Below are 23,061 nucleotides of genomic sequence, written 5' to 3'. Positions count from 1 at the left end.
ACTGACAGGCGCTCTGAAAAACAAATGAATCCGTCAAACAAAACAATTATCCGAACGATAGCTGAATGATTAAGCGTACTTACATGCATGCGGACTTAAGTTAAGCGCATCGCATTCTTCATCGACTATCGTTCGGATATTTTTTTGTTTTGTGTTCTTCTGTTTTTCTTTAACCTACATACATTCATTGGGCATTTGCCCCTCTATTCTTACTCCTCGTCTAGAAAATCAGTCTCGGCCTGTGCAAGAAATTGCTCCTTGACTTCATCATCCAGTTGTTCCAAAAGATATTGCCAGTCGCTATTTGACAAAACGACCACATCCAAATCTTTTTCTTCGTCAATCAATTCGAGGTTGCTGTACTTATCACCCAGATCAAGAAATAAATCAGCAAGTGCTGCATCCTCAATGGTTAGGTATTCCGTTTTTTTCATCACCCATCACCTCAAAAATCAAAGAATTCGTAAAACAATATTTCAAACGATTGAATGGTTGTCATTTTTTGTAGCGTCAATAAATCCAAGCGGATAAACTCTTTTTCCACTAGAAAATAGTGATTGTCTTCTAATGCTTCTTCGATGAATGGCAGAATCTGTTCTTCATCTCCTTGCCGTTCCCTGGAAATACTAGAGATCTGATTAAATAAACGTTCATCTTGCAATAAAAAATACTCATCATCGTACCGGTAAATGGCAACTTGATAATTCCGGATGGGTAATGCTGCTCGAATGATAAAAAAACATTCCCCAGAATCAGAAAGTGCAGGTAATAATTCATTCGGTTTCAGCGCTTGTTTGTAATACATATCCATCCCTCCCCTTATTTATAATTATAGATAAATACAGAGGAAACACAAAGGAATCGAACCGAAGATTAAAAATTACTAAACATCCCATTCTCTATAAAACTCAGTTAAAAAGGTTGTCATAAAGTCTTTACGCCGCAGCGCTTCTTGTTTACCAAAGTGCGTGTGCATTTTTTCAGGCAATAAAAACAACTTTTCATAGAAATGATTGATCACGGTGGTCCCTTTTCGGTAGTCAGCGTGGTTTGTGAACGTTTTCGGAGCTCGCTCTGATTCATGGATCGGATGCTGATGTGCACCGCCAAAGTAACTAGTACGCAAAATACCAATTGCGCCCAATGCATCTAAGCGATCCGCATCTTTCACGATTTGTCCTTCTAAAGAGGAGACTTGTGCCCCTGCCAGTAACTCTTTTGAGAAAGAGAGATTCTCAATGATTGTAAATATATGACTGATTTGTTCTGCTGTGGCTCCAGCAGCGAGAAGGCATTGCTGCACTTCTTCTTTGGCTTTCACCACATCTTTCACCACCTTATCATCAATGGTATCGTGCAAAAATGCCGCTGCTTCCACAACGTAATCATCTACTTGCAGTTGATCTTCGGCAATGATCTGTTTAGACATTGCGGCTACTCTCTTGACATGATCAAAGCCATGCCCTGTGTGATCAGTTCCCAAAATCAATTTGGCATATTCATAAATTGGTGCTATATCAGCCATTTTTTGAAACTCCTGTCTTTTTTATCTTGTTTCTATTGCTAGCATTCTGATTCAATCGTCCGATTCCATCAAAGTATCAGAACCCAAAGTCAATGAAGACTATCGTCTAGCTACCTAGTTTGCCGTGCGTTTTTTTAAAGATGAGAAGAAGCCTTTCGAGTGAACGAAAGGCTTGCTCATTAGCGGATTTGATAAACAGAAAAATAAACCTTCCGCAGATAGTCCAATAAATATTGCGGATTTAACAGTTCTCCTGTCGCATCCAGAATCAATTGATTTGGTTTTTTAGAAGCCCCGTATTGATGAATGTGCGTGGTCAACCATTGGCGGATCTCTGAATAATCATCAGAAGCCAATACAGCATCGACATCGATCTCTTTTTCCATTGCATGAAAAAGCTGTGCCGCATACATGTATCCTAACGCGTATGATGGGAAATAGCCAAAACTTGACCCTGACCAATGAACGTCTTGCAAGATACCTTCTAAATCATTTTGCGGACGTACGCCTAAGTATTCTTCATATTTATCATTCCAAATAGTTGGCAGATCTTCCACATTCACTTCTTCATTGAAAATCATCTTCTCAATCTCGTAACGGATAATGATATGCAAAACATACGTCAGGCTATCTGCTTCGATCCGAATCAAACTTGCTTGGGTAAATTTTAATGCATTGTAGAAAGTCTCAAAGGAAACATCATCGAAAGTTCCTTCTGCACACTCTTGAAAATAAGGGTATTGTTTCTCCCAAAAATTACGATTGCTACCGATAATGATCTCATTGAATAAGGATTGCGATTCATGGATTCCCATGGATGCTCCTTCGTGGACCGGCGTTCCTTCAAATTTTTCATCAATGTTTTGTTCATACATGCCGTGGCCTGCTTCATGAATCACGCCGAATATTCCCATCGAAAAATCTTCTTCATTCCAACGAGTCGTCAAGCGAACATCATTGTGGTTAATGCCGGTCGCAAAAGGATGCACCGTATTGTCCAACCGCCCGCGAGAAAAATCATACCCTAAGTCTGTGATGACTTTCGAGATGAATTTCCGCTGTTGCGCCTCTGTCATTTTACGAGATAAGATCGTTGTATCTGGTGGAGTACCTTTTTCTAACTGGCGACGAATATCCATGATTCCATCACGAACTTGTGAAAACACATTATCCAAGATTTCAACGGTCATGTTCGGTTCATATTGATTCAAAAGAACATCATAATTTGTCCGTTCCTCTTTTTTCCAATAAGGGATCAGCTCTTTTGTCAAACGGATATTCTCAGCTAATGCTTCCTTGAATAAAGAGAAATCTTTCGCTTTGCGGGCTTGCGTCCAAGCAGTATGAGCTCTAGAAGTAGCAGCAGAAGCTGCGATCGCTAATTCATTAGGAACATTTTTTTGCAGCTCATATTCTTCTTTCACCAGCTGATAAGCTGCTTGACCAACTTCAGATAATTCATCAGGGCGCTGACCAAAATAAGTAATGGCTTCTTGGATCGTTGGTCCGACTTTCTTTTCGAAATACAAGCCATACAAGTAGCTGTCAACTTCACTGCGATATTCGCTGGCCTTTTCAGGCATTCCCGTCTGAGTATCCCAACCAAGGATTCCCATTGCTTGTGACAGCAAATCGAGCTCTTTTAATTCTTTTAGAAATTCTTGTTCTTTCATTCAACCGTCTCCTTTTTACGCGGTGGGCGACTGCCCCAATACTGGAAGAAATCCGTACGCAACGCACCATTATATAGTTTGCGTTTCTTGGTTGCTTTTTCACCATAGTGGGTCTCAAATGTAAGGTCACTGGTCAAAATGTATTTGCTCCAAGTTTTTAATGGCCGAAAGACTTCGCCCATTTCACGGTACAAGCGCTGTACCGTCTCTTCTTCTCCTAAACGTTCCCCATATGGTGGGTTGGCAACGATCACGCCGTATTCTTTGTCTGTTTTAAAATCTTTGACTGCTTGTTGTTTGAAGGTGATGGAATCACCTAGACCAATCTCTTCCGCGTTTGCTTTGGCGATTTCGATCATCCGTCCATTGATATCTGAGCCCATAATGTCCAGTTGGCTATCGTAATCGGCTGCTTCGTCTGCCTGAGCTCTTACAGTCTCAAATACTTCAGCTGGAACCCAATCCCATGTCTCACAGACAAAGGAGCGATTGAATCCAGGGGCAATATTATGTCCGATCAGTGCTGCTTCGATGCACAGTGTACCGGAACCGCATACAGGATCAACAAACGGTCGGTCTTTGCGCCAGCTGGTCAACATGACTAATGCTGCAGCCATATTTTCTTTTAAGGGTGCACCCCCTTTTTCTAGTCGATAGCCACGTTTGAACAAACTCGGTCCTGTCGTATCGAGTGTGATCATGGCATGATCTTTCAACAAAGCAACTTCCAACTGAAAGAAAGCACCACTTTCAGTTAAAGGAACACTTGCAGGGCGATGATAAACTTCCCGTAATCGATTAACGATCGCTTTTTTTGTGATTGCCTGACAATCAGGCACACTGAATAACTTCGATTTGATCGATTTACCTGCCACAGGAAACTCTGCGTCTAGCGGCAGAAAGTCTTCCCAAGGTAATGCTTTGACTTGCTCAAATAATTCATCAAAGGTGTATACATCAAATTCCCCCACCACAATCTTAATGCGGTCAGCTGTGCGTAACCAGAGATTGGCGGTTGCAATGGTCTCCAACGTTCCTTTGAATCGAGCCCGTCCATTTTCTACTTGGCATTCAATGCCTAAATCTCGCAACTCCTTACCAACTAGCGCTTCTAACCCACTAGCAGCGGTTGCGACACAATCAAATACTTTTTCTGTCATAGATTTCTCCTTCTTGATATAAAAAAACCTTCCGTTGCTGGAAGGATTCCCTGATCTGCTGTGATTTTCTATAAGCCATGTTCTGTCCACGTCTTCCTCAGGGAGAAGAAAACGTTGGGTAATTATCTATCTGCAATTACTTGCCTTTTTGCTCCGTTCATTTCCGTGCAAAAAGCGCCCCTACCATTGTTTGGGTTGCTCGCTCGAGGGGTTTACCGCGTTCCACCAAGACGGTTTCCCGTCTTGCTTCGTCACTGTGGCACTTTCAAGGATACTTTGGCATAGCTCGCGCCTTAGCCATTTTTCCTGCCGTTACTCTTTCAAGTACCCTAGCTTATTGTTTCGCTAGGCACGATCACTACAAGCATCTCAGCTTGTGCGAGCATGGACTTTCCTCAGCATAATCAAAGTTATGCCGCAATTACCCGAAAATCACAGCAATCAAATTGATTAGAATTGACGTGTTTTTTCGTTATCGTCTTCAAAATCAGCATTTGTGTAGTTGCTGTTGTATGAAGAGGAACGTGTAACTGGTTCTTCTTGATCCAATTTTTTGCCAAAAACTTCTTTTTCCAAATTAGACAAACGTTTCAAAATATCAAAATTTGTTACTGTTTGACTTTTTGGCGCTTCTTGTTGGACCCGTGATGCAATCGCTTGATTCTTAGAAAGTTGATCGATTTTTGCATTCAAACGATCGTTTTCTTCTTGCAATGCTAAAATCTCTTTGTTGTAGCTCTCGTAGTCTTTGATGATATTGTCTAAAAATTCATCGACTTCCACTGGATCATAGCCGCGCATTTTTGTTTTAAATTCTTGTTGAAGAATATCCTTGGGACTAAAAATTAGATTTGCCATTATTTACACCTCATTGATTTTTCCAAATGATTTTCACTTTCTAGACCATTCTATCAAAAAACTCTCAGAAATCAAAGTAAATTACTATCAAATGTTGCGTTTTGCAGATCATCCATTGTAATTTGATCGATCTCGTAAGGATGATCCTCCCGATATTTCTTCGCATCTTTCAAAAAAAAGCTGGTTTTTCCAGGGAATTCTTCATCATAAAGCAGCAACGCACCATCTGTGTGTTCCAATAGAAACTGGGTATGATTTCTTAATTGGCTTGGTTCTTTGTAGGGTTGATGGCTAGTGGCATTCACATAATCAGCGCTCATTTGCACTCGTTGCAACATTTGCTGGTTCGCTTCATTCCAGTTTTCACCAAATCCTTGAAACGGATAAATGATCCCTAGTTTGATTTCTGGATAGTCTTTTTGCAAAAGCTCCACCACTTCTGCACACCACATTTCTGCTCCTAGATTGCCACTGATCAGCACCCATTCCAGTCCTTGTTCAATGTAAGAAAGCAAAGACATTTTTATTACTTTCTTAATAATTTTGATTTTGGGATCTTTTTCTTGAAATACACCAAGTTCAAAGCTGCGGTAGCCGGTAAAATATAAGGTTTTCATTGTTTAAGCAGTCATCTCTTTTCTTTCCAAACGTCTTTTTGGTATAATGATGCCTAGGAGTGTGAATAACATGGTCATTCGATACCCTAACGGTCAGTCTTCTGCTTATGATGGCGGTAAAAAACAAAAATTGCAAGAAAAAATAGCTCGGCCAAAAACTTTCGCGAACCGCGGAATGCGTTTTGAAGAAGCAATCAATCAAAGCAATGCCTATTATTTGAATCGTCAAGCAGCAGTCATTCATAAAAAACCTACACCTGTTCAGATCGTTAAGGTGGATTATCCCCGCCGCAGTGCAGCTGTGATTAAAGAAGCTTACTTCCGAGAAGCCTCTACCACGGACTATAATGGTGTTTATCGCGGATATTACTTGGATTTTGAAGCCAAAGAGACACAGAACAAAACCTCTTTCCCCTTCAAAAATTTTCATGAGCATCAGATTCAGCATATGGAAAACTGTCTGACGCAGCAAGGAGTCTGCTTTGTCTTGTTATGGTTCTCAAGCTTGCAACGCTGCTTTTTTTTGACGAGCAGCAACTTGATCACAGAGTGGCATCAACAAAAAACAACAGGTAAAAAATCGCTGCCTCTTGCCTATATAGAGAAAAACGGCATTGAGATCATCCCAGGAATCGCTCCGCGTATTCCTTATTTAAAAGCAGTAGATCAATTTTTGTCAATGAAGGAGAATGATTAGTATGGCGAAAGAATCGCAATCGAGAGCTTCTCGACATGATTCTAAGAAAGCGGCGGCTGCATATAAAGGCCCCAAACAAAAAAAGCCGAAAGGAAAACGAACGATTAGCAGTATTTTACTTCGTACCTTTATGGGGCTCTTCTTTTTAGGATGTCTCGGTCTCTTATCAGGGATGGGACTTTTTTGGTGGTACGCTAAAGATGCACCACCATTAGATGAGAAACAGCTCGATTCTGCTGCTTCCTCCAGGTTCTACGCCTCCAATGGAGATCTGATCCTCGATTTTGGTAGCGAGACCCGTGAAAAAATCACTGCGAATGAAATTCCGCAGCAATTGGAAGATGCGATTGTATCTGTAGAGGATCGTCGTTTCTATCAACATATTGGAGTAGACCCTATCCGTATCATTGGATCGGCATTGTCGAACGTGACGACTGGTGGCATGCAAGGTGGGAGTACCCTAACACAGCAATTGATCAAATTATCCTTCTTCTCTACTAGTGCAGAAGATCAGACGTTGCGAAGAAAAGCGCAAGAAGCTTGGATGGCCGTCAGACTGGAACAAACAAAATCCAAACAAGAAATCTTGACCTACTATATCAATAAAGTGTACATGTCTAACGGTGTCTATGGGATGCAGACAGCTGCCATGAAGTTCTATAACAAGACATTGGATCAACTAGATTTGGCTCAAACAGCATTAATCGCTGGATTACCAAACGCCCCTTCTGCTTATGATCCATATGCTCACCCAGACAAAGCTAAACAGCGACGAGATCTTGTTCTGTTAACCATGTATGAGAATGAAAAAATCACTAAAGACGAATATGAAGCAGCCAAAGCCGAAGATATTTCAGAAGGATTGCAAAAAAATCCGCAACGAAATAACGAATGGAAATATTATGACAATTACTTTAAAGAAGTGATTGATGAAGTAAAAGCAAAAACCGGCAAAGATGTCTATACGGATGGATTGGACATCTATACGAATCTTGATGTCAATACCCAAAAACGATTGTATGACATCGTTAATAGTGACGAATACATCAATTTCCCAGATGATAAAATGCAAGTAGCCGCTACTCTGGTAGATGTTAATAGTGGTAAAGTTGTCGCGCAAATCGGTGCTCGTCATGTGGAAGACGATGTTGTCTTAGGTAATAATTTAGCAGTCAACGTCACTCGTGACTTTGGCTCAACCGTTAAACCACTGACAGACTATGGTCCAGCCTTCCAATTTTTACAAAATTCAACAGGCCGCATGATTTTGGACGAACCCTATAATTATGTGGGGACGAACACACCAATCTACAACTGGGATCGACAATATATGGGAAATATCACTTTGCGGACAGCACTGGCTCAATCGAGAAATGTTCCAGCAGCAAAGCTTTTTGAAGAAGTAGGTGCTGACAATATTTCTTCCTTCTTGAAAGGCCTAGGTATTGAATACAAAAACATTGAACAGTCCAATGCAATTTCCAGCAACACGTCAGAAATCGATGGCACCAAGTATGGGATCTCTAGCTTGAAAATGGCTGCTGCTTATGCTGCCTTTTCAAATGGCGGAACCTATTACGAACCGCAATATGTCAATAAGATCGTTTCGCAAGATGGAACAGTTGATGAAGACTCCTTCAAAGTGGAAGGTCAAAAAGCGATGGATGATACGACAGCCTATATGGTCACCGATATTCTGAAAGACGTGATTTCTGTCGGAACAGGAACCAACGCCCAAATCGATGGACTATACCAAGCTGGGAAAACCGGGACTTCCAACTATGATGACAATCAATTGGCCCAATTGGATACGTCAAACGGTGCTTACCCGGATATCACGTTTGCAGGTTATACCCCATCCTTTTCTTTAGCTGTTTGGACAGGATATAATGATAAAATGACGCCGATCACAGACAGCAGTACTCATGTTGCCTCAGATGTTTATCGGGAATTGATGCAATTTGTCTCAGCCTCTGTTGAGAACCGCGACTGGAAAATGCCCGCAGATTTGACCCGGATCGGCAATGAGCTTTACATCAAAGGGACTTACCAGCAACCAAGTTCTAGCACAAGATCAACGATCAGCTCTTCTTCGCTTCCTGAATCAACACCAGAAAGCAGTTCTGAAATCGTTGAATCTAGCAGTTCAACGGAAGAATCGATTCCACCAGTTGAATCTTCTTCTGAAAGCTCACAATCTACACCGCCACCGTCAGAAAGTGAAAGCACACCATCGTCTTCTTCGGAGTCAAGTTCGACGCCATCATCTTCGTCGACTACTCCAGGGACAAATGAAACAAATCCTGAATAAAAAAAAGTTCAGCCGCCTCTCATTGAGGTGGCTGAACTTTTTTTGCGCGCATCCGCAGTTGTCCTTCTTGGCACATTGTCAATAATGGGCAAACTTCACATTTTGGCGCTCTAGCTGTGCAATGGTATCGTCCAAAGAAAATCAGTGTGTGATGTGTTTTGACCCAAAGATCTTCTGGCACTTTTTTCATCAATGTTTGTTCTACTTCTAAGACATTCGCATCTAATCGGCAAATCCGTAAGCGCTTGGTTACTCGTTCGACGTGGGTATCCACAGCGATTGCCGGAATACCAAACGCATCACCTAAAACAACGTTGGCTGTTTTTCTTCCGACCCCCGGTAATGACACTAATTCCTCGCGGGTTCTAGGTACTTGGCCATTGAATCGTTCGATAAGCTGGGACGCACAAGCCTTGATATTTTTTGCTTTGTTGCGATAAAGACCGATCGTCCGTATTTTCTCAATGATTTCCTCAACAGGGGCTGCTGCCAAGGCCTCAGGTGTCGGATAGGCAGCAAATAGTGTGGGGGTCACTTTATTGACTGACACATCCGTAGCCTGAGCACTTAAAATCACAGCAATCAACAGTTCAAACGGATTTTTGGAAATCAGTTCTCCGTGAGCGTCGGGGAACATTTGGTACATTTGTTCCAATGCGATCATAGTTTTTGCTTTACTGATCATGACAACTCTCCTTTATTCCCCTTCTAACCAATTATGCATAGGAATCTTAGGAACCGGTCCATTCGTTTGTTCCAAATTTTCTTTCTGCATAAACTGTTTTTTACGGCGTTTTTGTTCTTCTTCTACTTGTTCTTTCGAGGTAATATTTTTTCGTTCCCAAGAAAGTAAAATGCGATCAATATAATTCAAACTGTAGGCTTGATTCAAAACCGCCTCACGTAACGCAAATTGAATCAAATCCGGCTGGTATTTATCTTCTTCCAGCCATTGTGATATTCGCTGGTATTCGATTGCTGAAAGCGGACGGCCAAATTCGGACTCAAACATTTGATAAAGCGAACGTACTTTTGAATCATAGCTCTGCTTTTCCTCCTGCTGATTTTTTTGCCGCAAACAAACTTCCAGTCGTTCATAGATTCCAGAAAACTCATAGTAATCCACCATCTTCCCTGCTGAATCTTTCTTGGATTCGATGGCGATGATCTGTTTATTCAATAGCTCATTCAACCATTTATAGATTTCTTTTTGCTCACTTCCCATCCCCTTAGCAATCATCGCTAGATCAGGAAAATCATTGCCTTGTTCGTGGTAACGATACAACTGAAGCCATAATACAAATTCATCATTGGTTAAACCAAGGCTATGATAGTTTTCCAAAAGCAGATTGGAGACAGTTGTTTGCCCCTGGGCTAAATATTCTTGTAAAGAAATCATCTTATTGTCCTCTTTTCCCATCGTTACATAAAAACCATTTTCAATTTTATTTTGGCATCATCAAGAATAAAATCCATTCTCAACAAAAATGGGACTGCGCATATATACGACCGTCCCATTGACTCCTTTATTGTGCCACCACAGCAATGATCTCTACTTCCACCAATACATCCTTTGGTAAACGGGCCACTTCAACTGCTGAACGTGCAGGCAAATGTTCATGAAAAAGTGTGCTGTATGTATTATTGAATGGAACAAAATCATCCATGTTTTTTAAGAAACATGTTGTTTTGACGATTTCATCTGGTGTAATACCGGCGGCAGTTAAAATTGCCTCGATATTTTTGAGAACTTGCTGTGTCTGAACTTCGATAGTTGCTCCCACAACTTCTCCTGTAACAGGATCTAACGGCACTTGTCCGGAAGCAAACAAGAAACCATTAGCAATCCGTGCTTGTACATAAGGACCAATTGCTTGCGGTGCTTTATCCGTTGAAATAATTTTCATTCCTCTTCTCCTTTACACTCTGGACACAATCCATATACTTCTAAGCGATGGCTTTGGATTTTATATCCGGTCAGTTGGGAAGCGGCCATTTCGACATCTTCCAATCCAGGATAGTAAAAATCAGAAATCTTGCCGCAACGTTGACAAATTGCATGATAATGCGGCTCTGTCGTAAAGTCAAAGCGACTGGATGCATCGCCGTAGTTCATTTCTTTCACAAAACCGATCTCCGTAAACAGTCGCAGATTATTGTAGACTGTCGCTACACTAATACCGGGAAAGTGGACTTCGATCGCTCGGTAAATTTCTTCTGCGGTAGGATGTGATGCGTGGCTAGCCAAAAACTCAAGTATCGCAACCCTTTGTGGAGTGATACGGATATTTTCTTGTTTTAATTGTTTGATTGCCTCATCATATATCGTGTTCACAGGAGTTCCTCCAATTCTCTTATCTGTAATATCATACTATGTAGATGGTAAAAATTCAAACAGCTTTCTCTAAAAATTCTTAATCAACCACAAAACAAACACGAAAAATTCCACAGTCCTTAAGAAAAGGGGAGAAAAAGCAGGCATTCTGCCAATGCCCGCTTTCCTTGTTATTCTTCCACTTGATATAAAGCAGTCGATAGATAGCGTTCTCCATTGTCCGGGACGATCGCTAAGACTTTTTTGCCTTTTCCCAGTTCTTTGGCAACTTTGAGTGCTGCATGGATCGCTGCTCCAGAAGAAATACCTACGAGCAAGCCCTCTTTACGGCCGACTTCTCTCGCTGTTGCCATCGCATCTTCACTTGATACGGCAATTGCTTGATCAAAGATCTCTGTATCAAGAACTTTAGGTACAAATCCGGTTCCAATTCCTTGGATTTTGTGAGGACCAGGTTGTCCGCCTTCTAAGATAGCCGATTCTGCCGGTTCAACGCCATAGATTTTTAAGTCTGGATACACTCGTTTTAATTCTCGACCCGCACCAGTGATCGTGCCGCCTGTACCGATACCAGCGACAAAGGCATCTAATCCTTTTGATTCAAAGGCATTCTCTATTTCTTTCCCAGTTGTTTTCTCGTGAATCTCGGGATTTGCCGGATTTTCAAATTGCAGCGGCATAAAATAGCCCTCTTGTTCAGCCAATTCTTTGGCTTTATTGATTGAACCTGTGATTCCTTCTGAGCCTGGTGTCAAAATCAATTCAGCACCATAGGCTTGCATCAGCTTGCGCCGTTCGATACTCATGGTCTCAGGCATCACGATGACCACTCGGTACCCTTTCGCTGCACCGATCATCGCCAAGCCGATCCCAGTATTACCGGAAGTTGGTTCCACGATCGTATTGCCTGCTTTCAAAGAGCCGTCTTTTTCGGCTTTTTCGATCATGGCCAAAGCGATCCGGTCCTTCACGCTGCTCCCTGGATTATAAAACTCAAGTTTAACGTAGACATCAGCGGAATCCTCTCCCACCACCTTGTTTAATTTGACGATGGGTGTATGCCCAACTAGCTCGGTAACAGATTGATAAATCTTTGTCATTTGCAATCCCTCCAGTTCATATTCCTATTCTACCCAAAAAACGGCAGACTTGCGAACAAAAAGTTAGCGTTTTCCAAATATTTATGTTTTTTTCACAAAGAAAAAAACTTTTGCTTTGCTTCTTTTAGTTACTAAAAGAGAACAAAAACAAAAGTTTTTGTGAAATTTCATTTGGCGTTTAGCTAATAAATAGCGAAAATCAAACGATCAATTCCTGTCCAACGACGATCAAGTCACTGCTTAATCCATTGGCAGCCATGATTTGATCCACCGTTGTTCCAAAACGTGAAGCAATATCCCAAAGACTGTCGCCAGATGCTACGACATAACTTTGTCCCGTACTTTGTGTCGTTGTTGTCGTCGATGTGGATTGCGTTGTCGTTGTCGTTACAGAAGTCGTTGTGGCACCAGTACTTGGTGTATCAAAACGAGTTAGTTGATACGTTTCAATCAGCCAGTTTAATTTTTGTGCGTAACCTGGATCAGTGGCATAGCGTCCTGTCAGATAGCTGGTCGCATCGTAAAAAGAAGTCGTTTGACTTTTCCAGACCCCACTATAATGTGCTTTACCTAAAGTGAAGCTTGTACTTCTTAAAACGTTGGCGTGATCTTGAAAAGACTCCCAGTAGGAATTATATTGGCGGAATGGTTCATTCATTACGACCCATTGTCCATTGATATACTCATCTGTAGGCAAATAGACAGATTGCCCGTTATATGATCCTTTGACCCCAAAAAGATTGTAGTAAGGCGCATTGGATAATGTAGATGAGCCATAGCCACTTTCCAAAATGGCTTGCGCGATCATCACCGATGCATAAAGATCATTATTGGCCGCAACGTCTTGTGCTGACCAACCAATCTGTTCGATAAAACTAGCGATTCCTTGACTAGTGGCCTGATATTCACTTGCTTGGACCTGTTCCGGAAGTAGCGTGACCACCGCTGGTGACAATGCTAATCCAGCCCCAATAAAAGAAACCACTGCTCGTTTACTTGGTCGTGGCATCACTGCTTTTTGTTGGCGGATATGTCTTTCACTGCGGGTTTGATAATTTTTCATTCTTTTCCTCCATCGTCCCAATACTATTCAACAATATAGACATTATACGGAAAAAATTTTTTCTGTGCAACTTAAGCAACTCAATATTTTTTTAAAAGTCTTTTCGCAAAAACATCTTGTTCTACCTAAAAACGAAAAGACTTTAAAAAAAACAAGCGAAATCAGCTGCGATTTCGCTTGTTTCTTACGCTTATTTGATCGATTGGAAAGTGGCAACCACATTTTCGACTGTAAAGCCGAACTCTTCCAATACTTTGTTTCCTGGAGCAGAAGCGCCAAAATGATCAATGGCGATGACTTTGCCTTTGCAGCCTAGGTAACGATCCCAACCAAATGGGGAAGCTGCTTCGATGCCAACCCGTTTTTTCACGGCTTTCGGCAAGACACTCTCCTTGTACTCTTCCGACTGTGCTTCAAACAAATCAAAGCTTGGCAGTGATACGACAGACACATCCACCCCAGCTTCTGCTAGTTTGGCTTGCGCTTCTACCGCTAGATTCACTTCTGAGCCAGTAGCGATCAAGATGCCTTCTGGTGTCTCACCGGTTTGTTTTGAAAGGACATAGCCACCTTTAGCCACGTTTTCTTCGACACCACTTAGCGTCCCTGCTAACACTGGCAGGTTTTGACGGCTCAACACTAAGACCGTTGGTTTATTCGTCGTTTGCAAGGCGATCTTCCAAGCTGCCCGAGTTTCGTTGCCATCTGCTGGTCGGATCACTTGCACGTTTGGCATGCAGCGTACACTCGCCAATTGTTCGATTGGTTCGTGGGTCGGTCCGTCTTCACCAACAGCCACAGAATCATGGGTCAGAACATAGATGACTGGCGCATGTTGGAGAGCCGACAAGCGAACTGCTGGACGCAAGTAATCCACAAAGACGAAGAATGTCCCGCCATACACGCGTGTACCGCCATGAAGTTGGATCCCGTTCATGGCTGCGGCCATCGCAAACTCCCGCACACCGAACCAAATGTTGCGGCCTTCATATTGACCAGGTTCAAAATCTTTTTCCGCTGCGACCATCGTATTATTGGATCCGGATAGATCGGCCGATCCTCCCCATAGGCTTGGGATAGCTTTTGAAAGGGCTTGGATCATTTCTTTACTGGAAACACGACTCGCTTGTGAGCTGCCTACTTCATAAGTTGGCAATTCTGCATCCCAATCTGCTGGTAATTCGCCAGCCACTGCTTGTTCGAACTGCGCAGCTAATTCTGGATAAGCCGCTTTGTAAGCAGCAAATTTCTCGTTCCACTCCGCTTCGGCTTTTTGGCCTTCATCGATCATCGTTTCTTTGAAACGAGCCGCTACTTCTTCCGGCACGGTGAATTCAGGATACTCCCAGCCATAGATTGCTTTAGCGGCTGAAATACCTTCCGCACCTAATGGAGCACCATGGACAGCAGAGGTTCCTTGATTTGGGGCACCGTAACCGATGACTGTTTTGATTTCGATCAATGTCGGTTTCTCTGTTTCAGCTTTAGCTGCTTCAATGGCTTGTGAGATTGCCTCTAAGTCATTGCCGTCTTTGACCAACAAATGTTGCCAACCGTAAGCTTCAAAACGGGCACCAACATTTTCTGTGAATGCTTTTGAAGTAGGGCCATCTAATGAGATATCATTGGAATCATATAAAACGATCAATTTGTCCAGCTTCATATGACCAGCCATTGAAGCTGCCTCTTGAGACACACCTTCCATCAAGTCGCCGTCGCCACATAATGCATACGTATAGTGGTCGATTACATTGTATTCATCCCGGTTGTATGTCGCCGCTAGATGTTCTTCCGCCATCGCCATCCCGACGGCCATTGCGATTCCTTGTCCTAATGGACCAGTCGTTGCTTCCACACCATCCGTATGCCCAACTTCTGGGTGTCCTGGTGTGCGGCTGCCCCACTGACGGAAATTTTTCAAGTCTTCCGTGGTTACTTGATACCCTGAAACATGCAGTAAGCTGTAAAGCAAAGCAGAACCATGTCCAGCAGACAAGACGAACCGGTCGCGGTCGATCCAGTTTCTAGAAGTGGTCGGATTAACTTTCAAATGCTTGGTCCACAAGGCATACGCCATTGGCGCTGCCCCCATTGGCAGACCGGGATGACCTGAATTTGCTTTTTGTACGGCTTCGATACTCAATGTACGAAGGGTGTTGACACCTAATTGATCGATTTTATCAAACAATGGTAATTCCTCCTAATTTAGGTTTTTTTTACCTTTATTACATCTCATATTATACGGGATTTCTTTCAGGATTTCAATAGGAATGAAAAGGAATTCATCTTTATCTGCCATGCAATCCTTTTTTCTTTTGAATTTCTTTTAATTTGTCTGGAGTGACATCTTGTCCTTCAGGATCGACGATTTTCATTCCTTCAATGTGGTGTCGCATTCCTCCACGAAAAGCTTGTAAATATTCTTCGCGAAGCTTTTGCTGTTCGATCGTTTCATCAGCAGATAGACCTTGCACTTTTTTCTTTTTGGCTAGCTCATTAATGCGGGCTAATTTTTCTTTGGATAACATTTCGACACCTCCTTTTCACTACTTTATCTTATACAAAACCTGACAAAAAAACAATAGCAACAAAAAGCGAACATTTGTTTGAATTGTCGTTTCTCCTATGGTACACTAAGACTATCAAATGAAAGAAGGTGTCAGTTTTGGCAAAACGAACAGAAAATCGACAAATCGAGATTCTTAAGTTTATTCATACACGAGTCACTGAAAAAGGCTATCCGCCGACTGTTCGCGAAATTGGCGAAGCCGTTCAGCTATCCTCTACTTCTACCGTCCACGGACATTTATCCAGGCTTGAAAAAAAAGGCTTGATTTTACGCGACCCAACAAAACCAAGAGCGATTGAATTGACTTCCTCCGGATTAGAAAAAATCGATGTGCAGCCAAACTCGATCCCAATGCTAGGAGTCGTTACGGCTGGTGAACCGATCTTAGCTGTAGAAGACGCCTCCGATTTTTTCCCGATACCGCCTGATTTAGCAAATAGCACCGGCAGTTTGTTCATGTTGACGATTCGCGGTGAAAGTATGATCAACGCTGGAATCTTAGACGGTGATCAAGTCATCGTTCGCAAACAGCAAAGTGCTCAAAACGGGGACATTGTCATTGCAATGACGGATGAAGATGAAGCCACCTGTAAGAGATTTTTCAAAGAACAGGATCACATCCGTTTGCAACCGGAAAATGATTACCTAGAACCTATCATCTTGCCAGATGTAACGATTTTAGGCTTAGTCGTTGGTCTCTACCGTCACTTACTTTAATCGATTCCTTAAATCTTCGAACCTTCGAAGATTTTTTTTATTTCCTCTTTACAAACCGAACAAACATTCGTATAATAGTTTTACAAACATAAGTTCGCATTTTTATAAGGAGTGAAAATAATGAAAGCAGTTCGTCGATTTGGTTTTATTTTGTGGGTGTTGTTAACAGGGATCATTATTGGTTATTTTGGCGTACTCAGTGCAGTTCTGATTTTTTGCCCTTTGATGATGCTGTGGTTCATGCTATGGGATGAAAAGAAATTCCGCCAAGCAGAACGAAAGAGAAACCAAACTTATTACCACGACCATGATTTTTATCATTACGAACAGTAGGTCGATTATTTCGGTGTTGCTGCCAAATAAACAAAAAAAAGCCAGATCAAAATTGATCTGGCTTTTTTCGATTAATATTCCATCAATGTTTTGATTTCGTATCCAGTGATTTTGTCTCTGCCTTGCAAGTCCATCAACTCGATCAGAAAAGCACAGCCAACTACGATGCCGCCTAATTTTTCCACAAGTTCGATCGTTGCTTTAATCGTGCCGCCGGTTGCAAGTAAATCATCACAAATCAATACCCGTTGGCCAGGTTTAATCGCATCTTCGTGTAACGTCAAAATATCCACGCCATATTCTTTCTGGTATGTTGCTTCAATCGTTTTTCGAGGTAGCTTGCCTTTTTTACGTACTGGCGCAAAACCAACACCTAGTTGATACGCCACGGGACAACCAACAATAAACCCACGAGCTTCAGGTCCAACCACCATGTCGATCCCTTTTTCCTGAGCGTACTCGACGATTTGCTGTGTTGCATAACGATAAGCTTCTCCATCAGCCATCAATGGAGAGATGTCGCGAAAGACAATTCCTTCTTGCGGATAATCCGGAATGCTGGCAATATAGTCTTTTAAATTCATGTTTTTTCCTCCTAAGATATCAACCATTTGCGAATCGTTGATAAATCACTCATTAGTAAGTCTTCTTCTGTTTTGATTTTTGCAAGTCGCTGTTGATACAACACACTCTCATTAAGCGGCTTATTCTCTGGATCAGGGACTTTTTTCAAAACGCCATCTTTTATTGTAACAAATTTCAAATCAAAAAACACTTGAATCATAAAAATTAATAATTTTTCTGGAATCTGCAAGTAGTTAGCTACCATTGGCAGTTTATAGCGAATATCAATCCCATTCTGCTGATTGATCAGTTGAAACAAACGGCCGTATTGTTCTCTAGTCCCGACACCATCCAAATAAGCATCCTCTGTGGATACTAAAATCAAATAGATACGATTGACAGGTATTTCTTGAATGATTTTTCTCAAAAGCTCTTTCTCGCTAGGACAGTCTAGAAAAGCAAGTTGCGTATAATTTCCTGAACCAAAAAAAGCTGTCAAATCGTCTAACGTTTGATAAACATGAACGTTCGGACAAAATCGTTCTATCTCTGAAGGTAATTTATCCGAAAAAGCAACCCCTAATGTTTGGGCATCAAGGGTCAGCCCTTGCCGATTTTTCTTTGAACGCAAGTCGAACAGCTGTATGCCGTTGACTTCAAAATCTTCCAACATCAGCTGTGGTTTCTTCTTGCCGTTCCATTCATTGACAGATAATTGCCCCACAACGGCCAATCCTTCACTCTCAAATTCTACTAGCTGTGATCCAAAACCAAAACCGATCACGTCTAATTGACCATTTTCTCCATCTGTAAGACTGACTTTTAAATGCTGATTCTCTGTACCAATTTGTCGGCCATTATCAGCAGAAATATTCGTAATCAAAAACTTTGGGATTGGGTTGTCTGTACCAAAGGGAGCTAAAATTTTCAGCGACTCGATAAAATTTGTCGTAATTTCTGCTAAAGACAATTCTTCATCAATCGGTAACGGAATCCCGCTAGAAAGGTCGATCCGATTATCGACCACGTATTGATTCATACGTTCTTGGAGCATCGAAAGGTGATCAATAGGCACACTGAGCCCTACTGCCGCGTGGTGTCCACCAAAGCTGGTAAACATTTCACGCATTCCAGAGAGCATGTCAAATAGATTTAATGATGCAACGCTGCGCCCAGAACCTTTAGCAATACCGTTGCTTTTTTTGGTTAAAACAAGGACCGGCCTGCCAGTCTGTTGCATCAATCGTCCAGCAACGATCCCTAAAACACCTTCATGCCAATCATCTCCCACAATCAAATGGACTTGATTTGAATCGGAGAGCATGTTCTGAGCTTCTTTCAAAATCGTTTCCACATATTGCTTTCTTTGAAGATTGATCGTATCTAATTGATTGGCTAACGATTGGGCTTCTTCTGGATCAAATGTCGACATAAGTGTTACCGCAGGATTAGCATCTTCCAAGCGTCCAATCGCATTCAAACGAGGTCCGATGGCAAAACCAATATCCGTTTCATTGATTGCCCGTTTCTTCAGACCACTCACTTCGATCAGTGCCGAGAGCCCCGCACGTTCGGTTTGCTGGATCATTTTTAATCCGTTAGTGACCAGAATGCGATTCTCACCAGTGAGCGACACCATGTCGGCGATCGTACCAATTGCCACGAGATCTAATAATTCGACTGGCACTTCTTCTAATAACGCAGTAGCGACTTTGAATGCGACTCCGACCCCCGCCAAATCTGGAAAAGGATAATTTCCTAATGGATGACGAGGATGAATGATGGCATACGCATCGGGTAATTCTGGTGGCAACTCATGGTGATCTGTAACGATAACATCTACCTGTGCTTCTTTGGCATAAGCCAATGCCTCATGACCAGATACACCATTATCAACAGTTATAATCAATTGCACACCAGCTGCGATTTTATCTTGATAAACGGAAAGATTGGGCCCGTAGCCATCGGTAAAGCGATTGGGCAGATAAAATTCAACATCCGCACCCAATAATTCCAGCGCTTCTTTTAAGACAGTCGTGCTCGTAATACCATCAGCATCGTAGTCTCCATAAATCAGAATACGCTCTTCATTCATGATCGCTGTCTGAATTCTATCGACGGCTTTTTCCATATCATAAAACAAAAATGGATCATGAAGTCCCTGCAAATCCGGTTCTAAAAAACTTTGCAAGTCTGCTGCTGTTCGAATATTCCGCTGCCATAATAATTGACCTATTAATGGTGACAAACCTCTTGCTTGGATCATTTCCTCGAAATCAGCTGATAATTCACTTTTTTGTGGTCTCAGCCAATGAAAGTTCGCGCGTTTCACACAATCACTCCTAACTTGGTAATTATAGCAAATATTTTGGAGAAAAGAAAAGCGTTGACCAAAAAAGCACTACCAGCTTCTCTCCTTTTTCTGTCCTATTTCTAGTACAATAAAAACGACATCCTTCGGTCGTTTATCGAAAGACCATCGAAGGATGTCGTTATTATTTCGCTCATTTGTTGCAAAAGAGTGGTGAGCCAATCTTGCGCCTCACTTCAGAGATTTACCGTTCTGGTTGGAGTCCCAAAACCCTCTTTTGAAGAACAAGAGTGCAAGCTTACCATTACTCTGGAAACGTATCTTGACGATTTTCTATAATTGGTGGTTCACCAGGCACAACTGCCGCAGTTTTTGCTTCTGCTTCAGCAATTTGTTGTTCCCTCAAGGCGAGGTCTGCTTGCTTGTTTGCATATTCCCGTTCTAATACCTCACGCTGTTCTTGCAATTTTTCTTCATTATTTTGTTGAAAGTCAGCCAATTCTTTCCGTAATCTTTTTAATTCTTTCTTTTGTTGGAACATCGTACTAGTTGACACTAGTAAGATAATCAGTGCCCCCAACAAAGCCGCCCCAATGATAATCAAGATCAGAGGCGCTTTGATGCTAGTAAAGCCAAAATTGATTGGAACAGTCATATTATTGGCGACCGCAAAAAGGACGATCACTAAAACCAACAAAATACCTACGATTACTCGCCATTGATTTTTCATCAAAAACAACTCCTATTTTTTATTGAATAGACTTCCAGCCAAGTAGTCCCCAATAGCTGGGAATAGTGTGTAGAATTTTGCAGCTACTCCCATCACTTGTGGGCGATTGATCTCTCGTTTTGGATGAATCATCGCTTTAACGATGGTCTTTGCCAGTTTTGTTGGTTCAAGAACAAATGTCCCTAAAGAAGCTAAATAATTGCCACTAGGATCTGCTTGGTCAAAGAAGGCTGTTTCGATAGGCCCCGGATTGACAGTTGTCACATGAATGCCGAAAGGTTTCAACTCCAAACGCAACGCATTTGAAAAACCTAATACAGCAAATTTGGTTGCCGAATACACTGCAGTTTTTGGTGTAGCAATTTTCCCAGCCATCGATGCCACATTGATGATATGACCAGAGCGCTGATCGACCATTTCTAAAGCAATTTGCTGTGTTAAGACCATCATCCCTAATACGTTCACTTCAAACATATTGCGGATCGTTTCTGGTTTCATTTCTGTAAATTCTTGAAAAATACCAAAACCAGCATTGTTGACAAGAATGTCCACTTTTCCGACCTTTTCACGAATCGAAGCAATGACATTTTCGACACTTTCAGGGTCTGCAATATCCAATTGAAAGGCATAAGCTGGTTTGCCACTTAATGTCATACAATGTTCTTTGACTTTGTTGATCAACTGACCTCTACGGGCACAAATCACCACGATCGCACCGCGACGCGCTGCTTCATAACAGATTTGTTCCCCTAAGCCAGCAGATCCGCCAGTTACGACAATTACTTTATTTTCTAACAACATCTTGATCTCCTTTTTCTGCAAATGGGACATCGATGACATCGAAGTCTTTCACGATCACCGTATTAGGAAATACAGCTTTTGCTTCATTTGCCAGATTTGTAATATCTTTCCCAACATAGCGTGCACTAATGTGCGTCAAAAGCAATCGTTTTACCTGCGCTTGTTTGGCTACTTCAGCCGCCTGCACTGTTGTAGAATGAAAATAGGCGCGAGCCATTTTAGCTTCATCTTTATTAAAGGTACTTTCGTGAACCAGTACATCTGCATTTTCAGCCAATAAGATCGAATTGGCACAAAGGCGAGTATCTCCTAAAATCGTGACGATACGTCCCTTTTTCGCTTCACCTACATAGTCGCCTCCGTTGATTTGTCGTCCATCTTCCAACGTGACAATTTCGCCTTTTTTCAGTCGACCAAAAACTGGACCCGGTTTGATTCCTAATGCAGTCAAAGCTTCTACCTGAAGCTCTCCTTGGTGACTCGCTTCTTCAACTCGATACCCAAAGCTTTCAATTCCGTGATCCAACCGACGGCAAGAAACGGTAAACTGTTTGTCCTTGAAGAGAATGCCTTCTTTTGTGATCTCATGAAAAACTAACGGGTAGCTCAATTTTGTTTGAGAAATTCTTAACACGGTCCGCACAAATTCTTCAATACCTATGGGCCCATAAATCTCTAACGGTGAAGCGCCCCCTTGAAAGGAGCGACTGCTGATCAATCCAGGCAATCCATAAATATGATCTCCATGTAAGTGAGTAATGAATATCTTTTCGATTTTCCGTGGGCGAATCGTAGAATGCAAAATCTGCATTTGTGTGCCTTCACCACAGTCAAACAACCAAACAGCATTGCGTTCATCAAGTAACCGCAGTGCTGTGCTTGTTACATTCCGATGTTTCGCTGGTACGCCTGCACCGGTACCTAAAAATTCTAATTCCATATACTTCTTTCCTTTCATCTTCCCCCAATTTTAGCGGAAACGAAGGTCAGATGCAATTTATAGTTTATTCCTGTTCTTCTTCAGATTGGGAATGAGACTTTTTCCAATCTTCTTGCGCTTGTGCTTTCGTTTTTTCTTCGACTTTTTTAGCCGTTTCAATTTCTGCTTCTACTTCATCATAGTCAAAGCGAGTAATTTCCCCACCTAATTGATTCATGATCAACTGATTTAGTGGACGATTGTCTTCCTCATCTGCAATCAACAATAAGCCAGTGTCGCCTACCCCAATTTGGGTGCTGACATGTTCAAACAGCAATTGTGCATTTTGGATCTCTTTGGCGTCTCGTGTCGCGCCAATCATACTACCGCCGAACCAGCCTAACATGATTCCTAATGGTCCTCCCAGAATTCCTACTAGCATCCCAATCATTCCACCAGTCGATGCTTTGTTATTACCGGTAAAGTCTAGAAAATCTTCGATCTTGAACTGGTGCGCACCGGATTCTGTATGAGTGATCACAGCCATTTGTTCTCCTTTGATTTTTCGTTCCATATGCATGCGTTTTACTTCAGAAAATGCTTGGAATGCTTCCGAGTTTGCGTTGAAATTCATTACAATCACACGTTTTGCCATAATTTTCGCTTCCTTTCTTTTCTTTATTTTACCAGTATCTTGTCTATTTGAAAAAGAAAACAAATAAAAAAAAGAAGTCATCTCATAACTCCGCTTTTTTTAAAGATTCCCTAGTTGTATCAA

At 41.9% G+C, this 23,061-nt stretch carries 25 protein-coding genes and 1 other RNA gene; 4 read left to right on the top strand and 22 right to left on the bottom strand.

The annotated features are described in order from the left end of the window. Positions 1–209: 209 nt before the first annotated feature. The 8 genes from IGJ28_RS10975 to IGJ28_RS10940 all read right to left on the bottom strand — a co-directional run bounded on the left by IGJ28_RS10975 (position 210) and on the right by IGJ28_RS10940 (position 5,833). Positions 210–434, bottom strand: coding sequence for a hypothetical protein (locus IGJ28_RS10975; protein ID WP_060814313.1), 225 nt, complete (start codon positions 432–434; stop codon positions 210–212). A gap of 11 nt (positions 435–445) precedes the next feature. Beyond that, entirely contained in the window at positions 446–811 is a 366-nt protein-coding gene (locus IGJ28_RS10970) for a hypothetical protein (protein ID WP_050801524.1), read from the bottom strand. A gap of 72 nt (positions 812–883) precedes the next feature. Continuing rightward, positions 884–1,525, bottom strand: a complete 642-nt coding sequence (locus IGJ28_RS10965; RefSeq protein WP_438845396.1) for an HD domain-containing protein — start codon at positions 1,523–1,525, stop codon at positions 884–886. A gap of 179 nt (positions 1,526–1,704) precedes the next feature. Further along, the gene (locus tag IGJ28_RS10960) at positions 1,705–3,198 is read right to left on the bottom strand and encodes a carboxypeptidase M32 (RefSeq protein ID WP_252711993.1); all 1,494 of its coding nucleotides are present in this window, start codon (positions 3,196–3,198) and stop codon (positions 1,705–1,707) included. Next, entirely contained in the window at positions 3,195–4,358 is a 1,164-nt protein-coding gene (locus tag IGJ28_RS10955; protein ID WP_252711994.1) for a THUMP domain-containing class I SAM-dependent RNA methyltransferase, read from the bottom strand. Before IGJ28_RS10955 ends, IGJ28_RS10960 begins: the two co-directional genes overlap by 4 nt. 66 nt (positions 4,359–4,424) lie before the next feature. Next, positions 4,425–4,791: RNase P RNA component class B (rnpB, locus tag IGJ28_RS10950), an RNA gene on the bottom strand. A gap of 17 nt (positions 4,792–4,808) precedes the next feature. Further along, positions 4,809–5,216 (bottom strand): cell division regulator GpsB, encoded by a 408-nt coding sequence (gene gpsB / locus IGJ28_RS10945; protein WP_029486829.1) that lies wholly within the window; start codon positions 5,214–5,216, stop codon positions 4,809–4,811. A gap of 71 nt (positions 5,217–5,287) precedes the next feature. After that, on the bottom strand, positions 5,288–5,833 hold the full coding sequence (locus IGJ28_RS10940) for a DUF1273 domain-containing protein (RefSeq protein ID WP_060814316.1): 546 nt from the start codon (positions 5,831–5,833) through the stop codon (positions 5,288–5,290). A gap of 70 nt (positions 5,834–5,903) precedes the next feature. Here IGJ28_RS10940 and recU point away from each other — a divergent pair, with 70 nt between their 5' ends. Continuing rightward, the gene (gene recU, locus IGJ28_RS10935) at positions 5,904–6,530 is read left to right on the top strand and encodes a Holliday junction resolvase RecU (protein WP_005473207.1); all 627 of its coding nucleotides are present in this window, start codon (positions 5,904–5,906) and stop codon (positions 6,528–6,530) included. A gap of 1 nt (position 6,531) precedes the next feature. Next, a complete protein-coding gene (locus IGJ28_RS10930; RefSeq protein WP_252711995.1) occupies positions 6,532–8,841 on the top strand; it encodes a PBP1A family penicillin-binding protein in 2,310 nt (769 codons plus the stop codon). Between the two features lie 19 nt (positions 8,842–8,860). Here the strand turns inward: IGJ28_RS10930 and nth are convergent, their stop codons facing one another. From nth to IGJ28_RS10890, 8 genes are all read right to left on the bottom strand, one after another. Further along, on the bottom strand, positions 8,861–9,526 hold the full coding sequence (nth, locus tag IGJ28_RS10925) for an endonuclease III (RefSeq protein WP_003126643.1): 666 nt from the start codon (positions 9,524–9,526) through the stop codon (positions 8,861–8,863). A 12-nt stretch (positions 9,527–9,538) separates the two neighbouring features. Continuing rightward, positions 9,539–10,240 (bottom strand): DnaD domain protein, encoded by a 702-nt coding sequence (locus IGJ28_RS10920; protein WP_003126644.1) that lies wholly within the window; start codon positions 10,238–10,240, stop codon positions 9,539–9,541. Positions 10,241–10,367: 127 nt separating this feature from the next. Beyond that, on the bottom strand, positions 10,368–10,748 hold the full coding sequence (locus IGJ28_RS10915; RefSeq protein ID WP_003126645.1) for a RidA family protein: 381 nt from the start codon (positions 10,746–10,748) through the stop codon (positions 10,368–10,370). Continuing rightward, complete coding sequence (locus IGJ28_RS10910; RefSeq protein ID WP_060814318.1) at positions 10,745–11,176, bottom strand: Fur family transcriptional regulator; 432 nt, start codon at positions 11,174–11,176, stop codon at positions 10,745–10,747. The genes IGJ28_RS10915 and IGJ28_RS10910 overlap by 4 nt, the downstream gene beginning before the upstream one ends. Before the next feature lie 170 nt (positions 11,177–11,346). Then, complete coding sequence (gene cysK, locus IGJ28_RS10905) at positions 11,347–12,276, bottom strand: cysteine synthase A (RefSeq protein WP_003126647.1); 930 nt, start codon at positions 12,274–12,276, stop codon at positions 11,347–11,349. Positions 12,277–12,475: 199 nt separating this feature from the next. After that, entirely contained in the window at positions 12,476–13,339 is an 864-nt protein-coding gene (locus IGJ28_RS10900; protein ID WP_438845395.1) for a glucosaminidase domain-containing protein, read from the bottom strand. 190 nt (positions 13,340–13,529) lie between these two features. Further along, entirely contained in the window at positions 13,530–15,527 is a 1,998-nt protein-coding gene (gene tkt, locus IGJ28_RS10895; protein ID WP_252711996.1) for a transketolase, read from the bottom strand. Between the two features lie 100 nt (positions 15,528–15,627). Beyond that, on the bottom strand, positions 15,628–15,867 hold the full coding sequence (locus IGJ28_RS10890; RefSeq protein ID WP_003126651.1) for a DUF896 family protein: 240 nt from the start codon (positions 15,865–15,867) through the stop codon (positions 15,628–15,630). A gap of 128 nt (positions 15,868–15,995) precedes the next feature. Here IGJ28_RS10890 and lexA point away from each other — a divergent pair, with 128 nt between their 5' ends. Both lexA and IGJ28_RS10880 read left to right on the top strand, forming a co-directional pair. Then, the gene (gene lexA / locus IGJ28_RS10885) at positions 15,996–16,625 is read left to right on the top strand and encodes a transcriptional repressor LexA (protein ID WP_086269194.1); all 630 of its coding nucleotides are present in this window, start codon (positions 15,996–15,998) and stop codon (positions 16,623–16,625) included. 120 nt (positions 16,626–16,745) lie between these two features. Further along, positions 16,746–16,958: a hypothetical protein gene (locus tag IGJ28_RS10880; RefSeq protein ID WP_003126653.1), complete on the top strand. Its 213-nt coding sequence runs from the start codon at positions 16,746–16,748 to the stop codon at positions 16,956–16,958. Between the two features lie 71 nt (positions 16,959–17,029). Here the strand turns inward: IGJ28_RS10880 and IGJ28_RS10875 are convergent, their stop codons facing one another. The 6 genes from IGJ28_RS10875 to IGJ28_RS10850 form a co-directional block, all read right to left on the bottom strand. Then, positions 17,030–17,542: an adenine phosphoribosyltransferase gene (locus IGJ28_RS10875; protein WP_003126654.1), complete on the bottom strand. Its 513-nt coding sequence runs from the start codon at positions 17,540–17,542 to the stop codon at positions 17,030–17,032. A gap of 11 nt (positions 17,543–17,553) precedes the next feature. Next, a complete protein-coding gene (recJ, locus tag IGJ28_RS10870) occupies positions 17,554–19,854 on the bottom strand; it encodes a single-stranded-DNA-specific exonuclease RecJ (protein WP_438845394.1) in 2,301 nt (766 codons plus the stop codon). A 283-nt stretch (positions 19,855–20,137) separates the two neighbouring features. After that, positions 20,138–20,563 carry a LapA family protein gene (locus IGJ28_RS10865; RefSeq protein WP_060814322.1) on the bottom strand — a complete coding sequence of 142 codons (426 nt, stop codon included), beginning with the start codon at positions 20,561–20,563 and terminating at the stop codon, positions 20,138–20,140. Between the two features lie 12 nt (positions 20,564–20,575). Next, positions 20,576–21,364 (bottom strand): SDR family NAD(P)-dependent oxidoreductase, encoded by a 789-nt coding sequence (locus IGJ28_RS10860; protein WP_156248292.1) that lies wholly within the window; start codon positions 21,362–21,364, stop codon positions 20,576–20,578. Then, complete coding sequence (gene rnz, locus IGJ28_RS10855; RefSeq protein WP_195957917.1) at positions 21,348–22,304, bottom strand: ribonuclease Z; 957 nt, start codon at positions 22,302–22,304, stop codon at positions 21,348–21,350. Before rnz ends, IGJ28_RS10860 begins: the two co-directional genes overlap by 17 nt. A 64-nt stretch (positions 22,305–22,368) precedes the next feature. Then, positions 22,369–22,938, bottom strand: coding sequence for a DUF456 domain-containing protein (locus IGJ28_RS10850; protein ID WP_003126659.1), 570 nt, complete (start codon positions 22,936–22,938; stop codon positions 22,369–22,371). Positions 22,939–23,061 lie beyond the last annotated feature (123 nt).

Origin of the sequence: Enterococcus sp. AZ091 (assembly GCF_051714805.1) — a bacterium.
GTDB lineage: Bacteria > Bacillota > Bacilli > Lactobacillales > Enterococcaceae > Enterococcus_D > Enterococcus_D gallinarum.
This window is presented reverse-complemented; position numbering and strand designations above follow the sequence as displayed.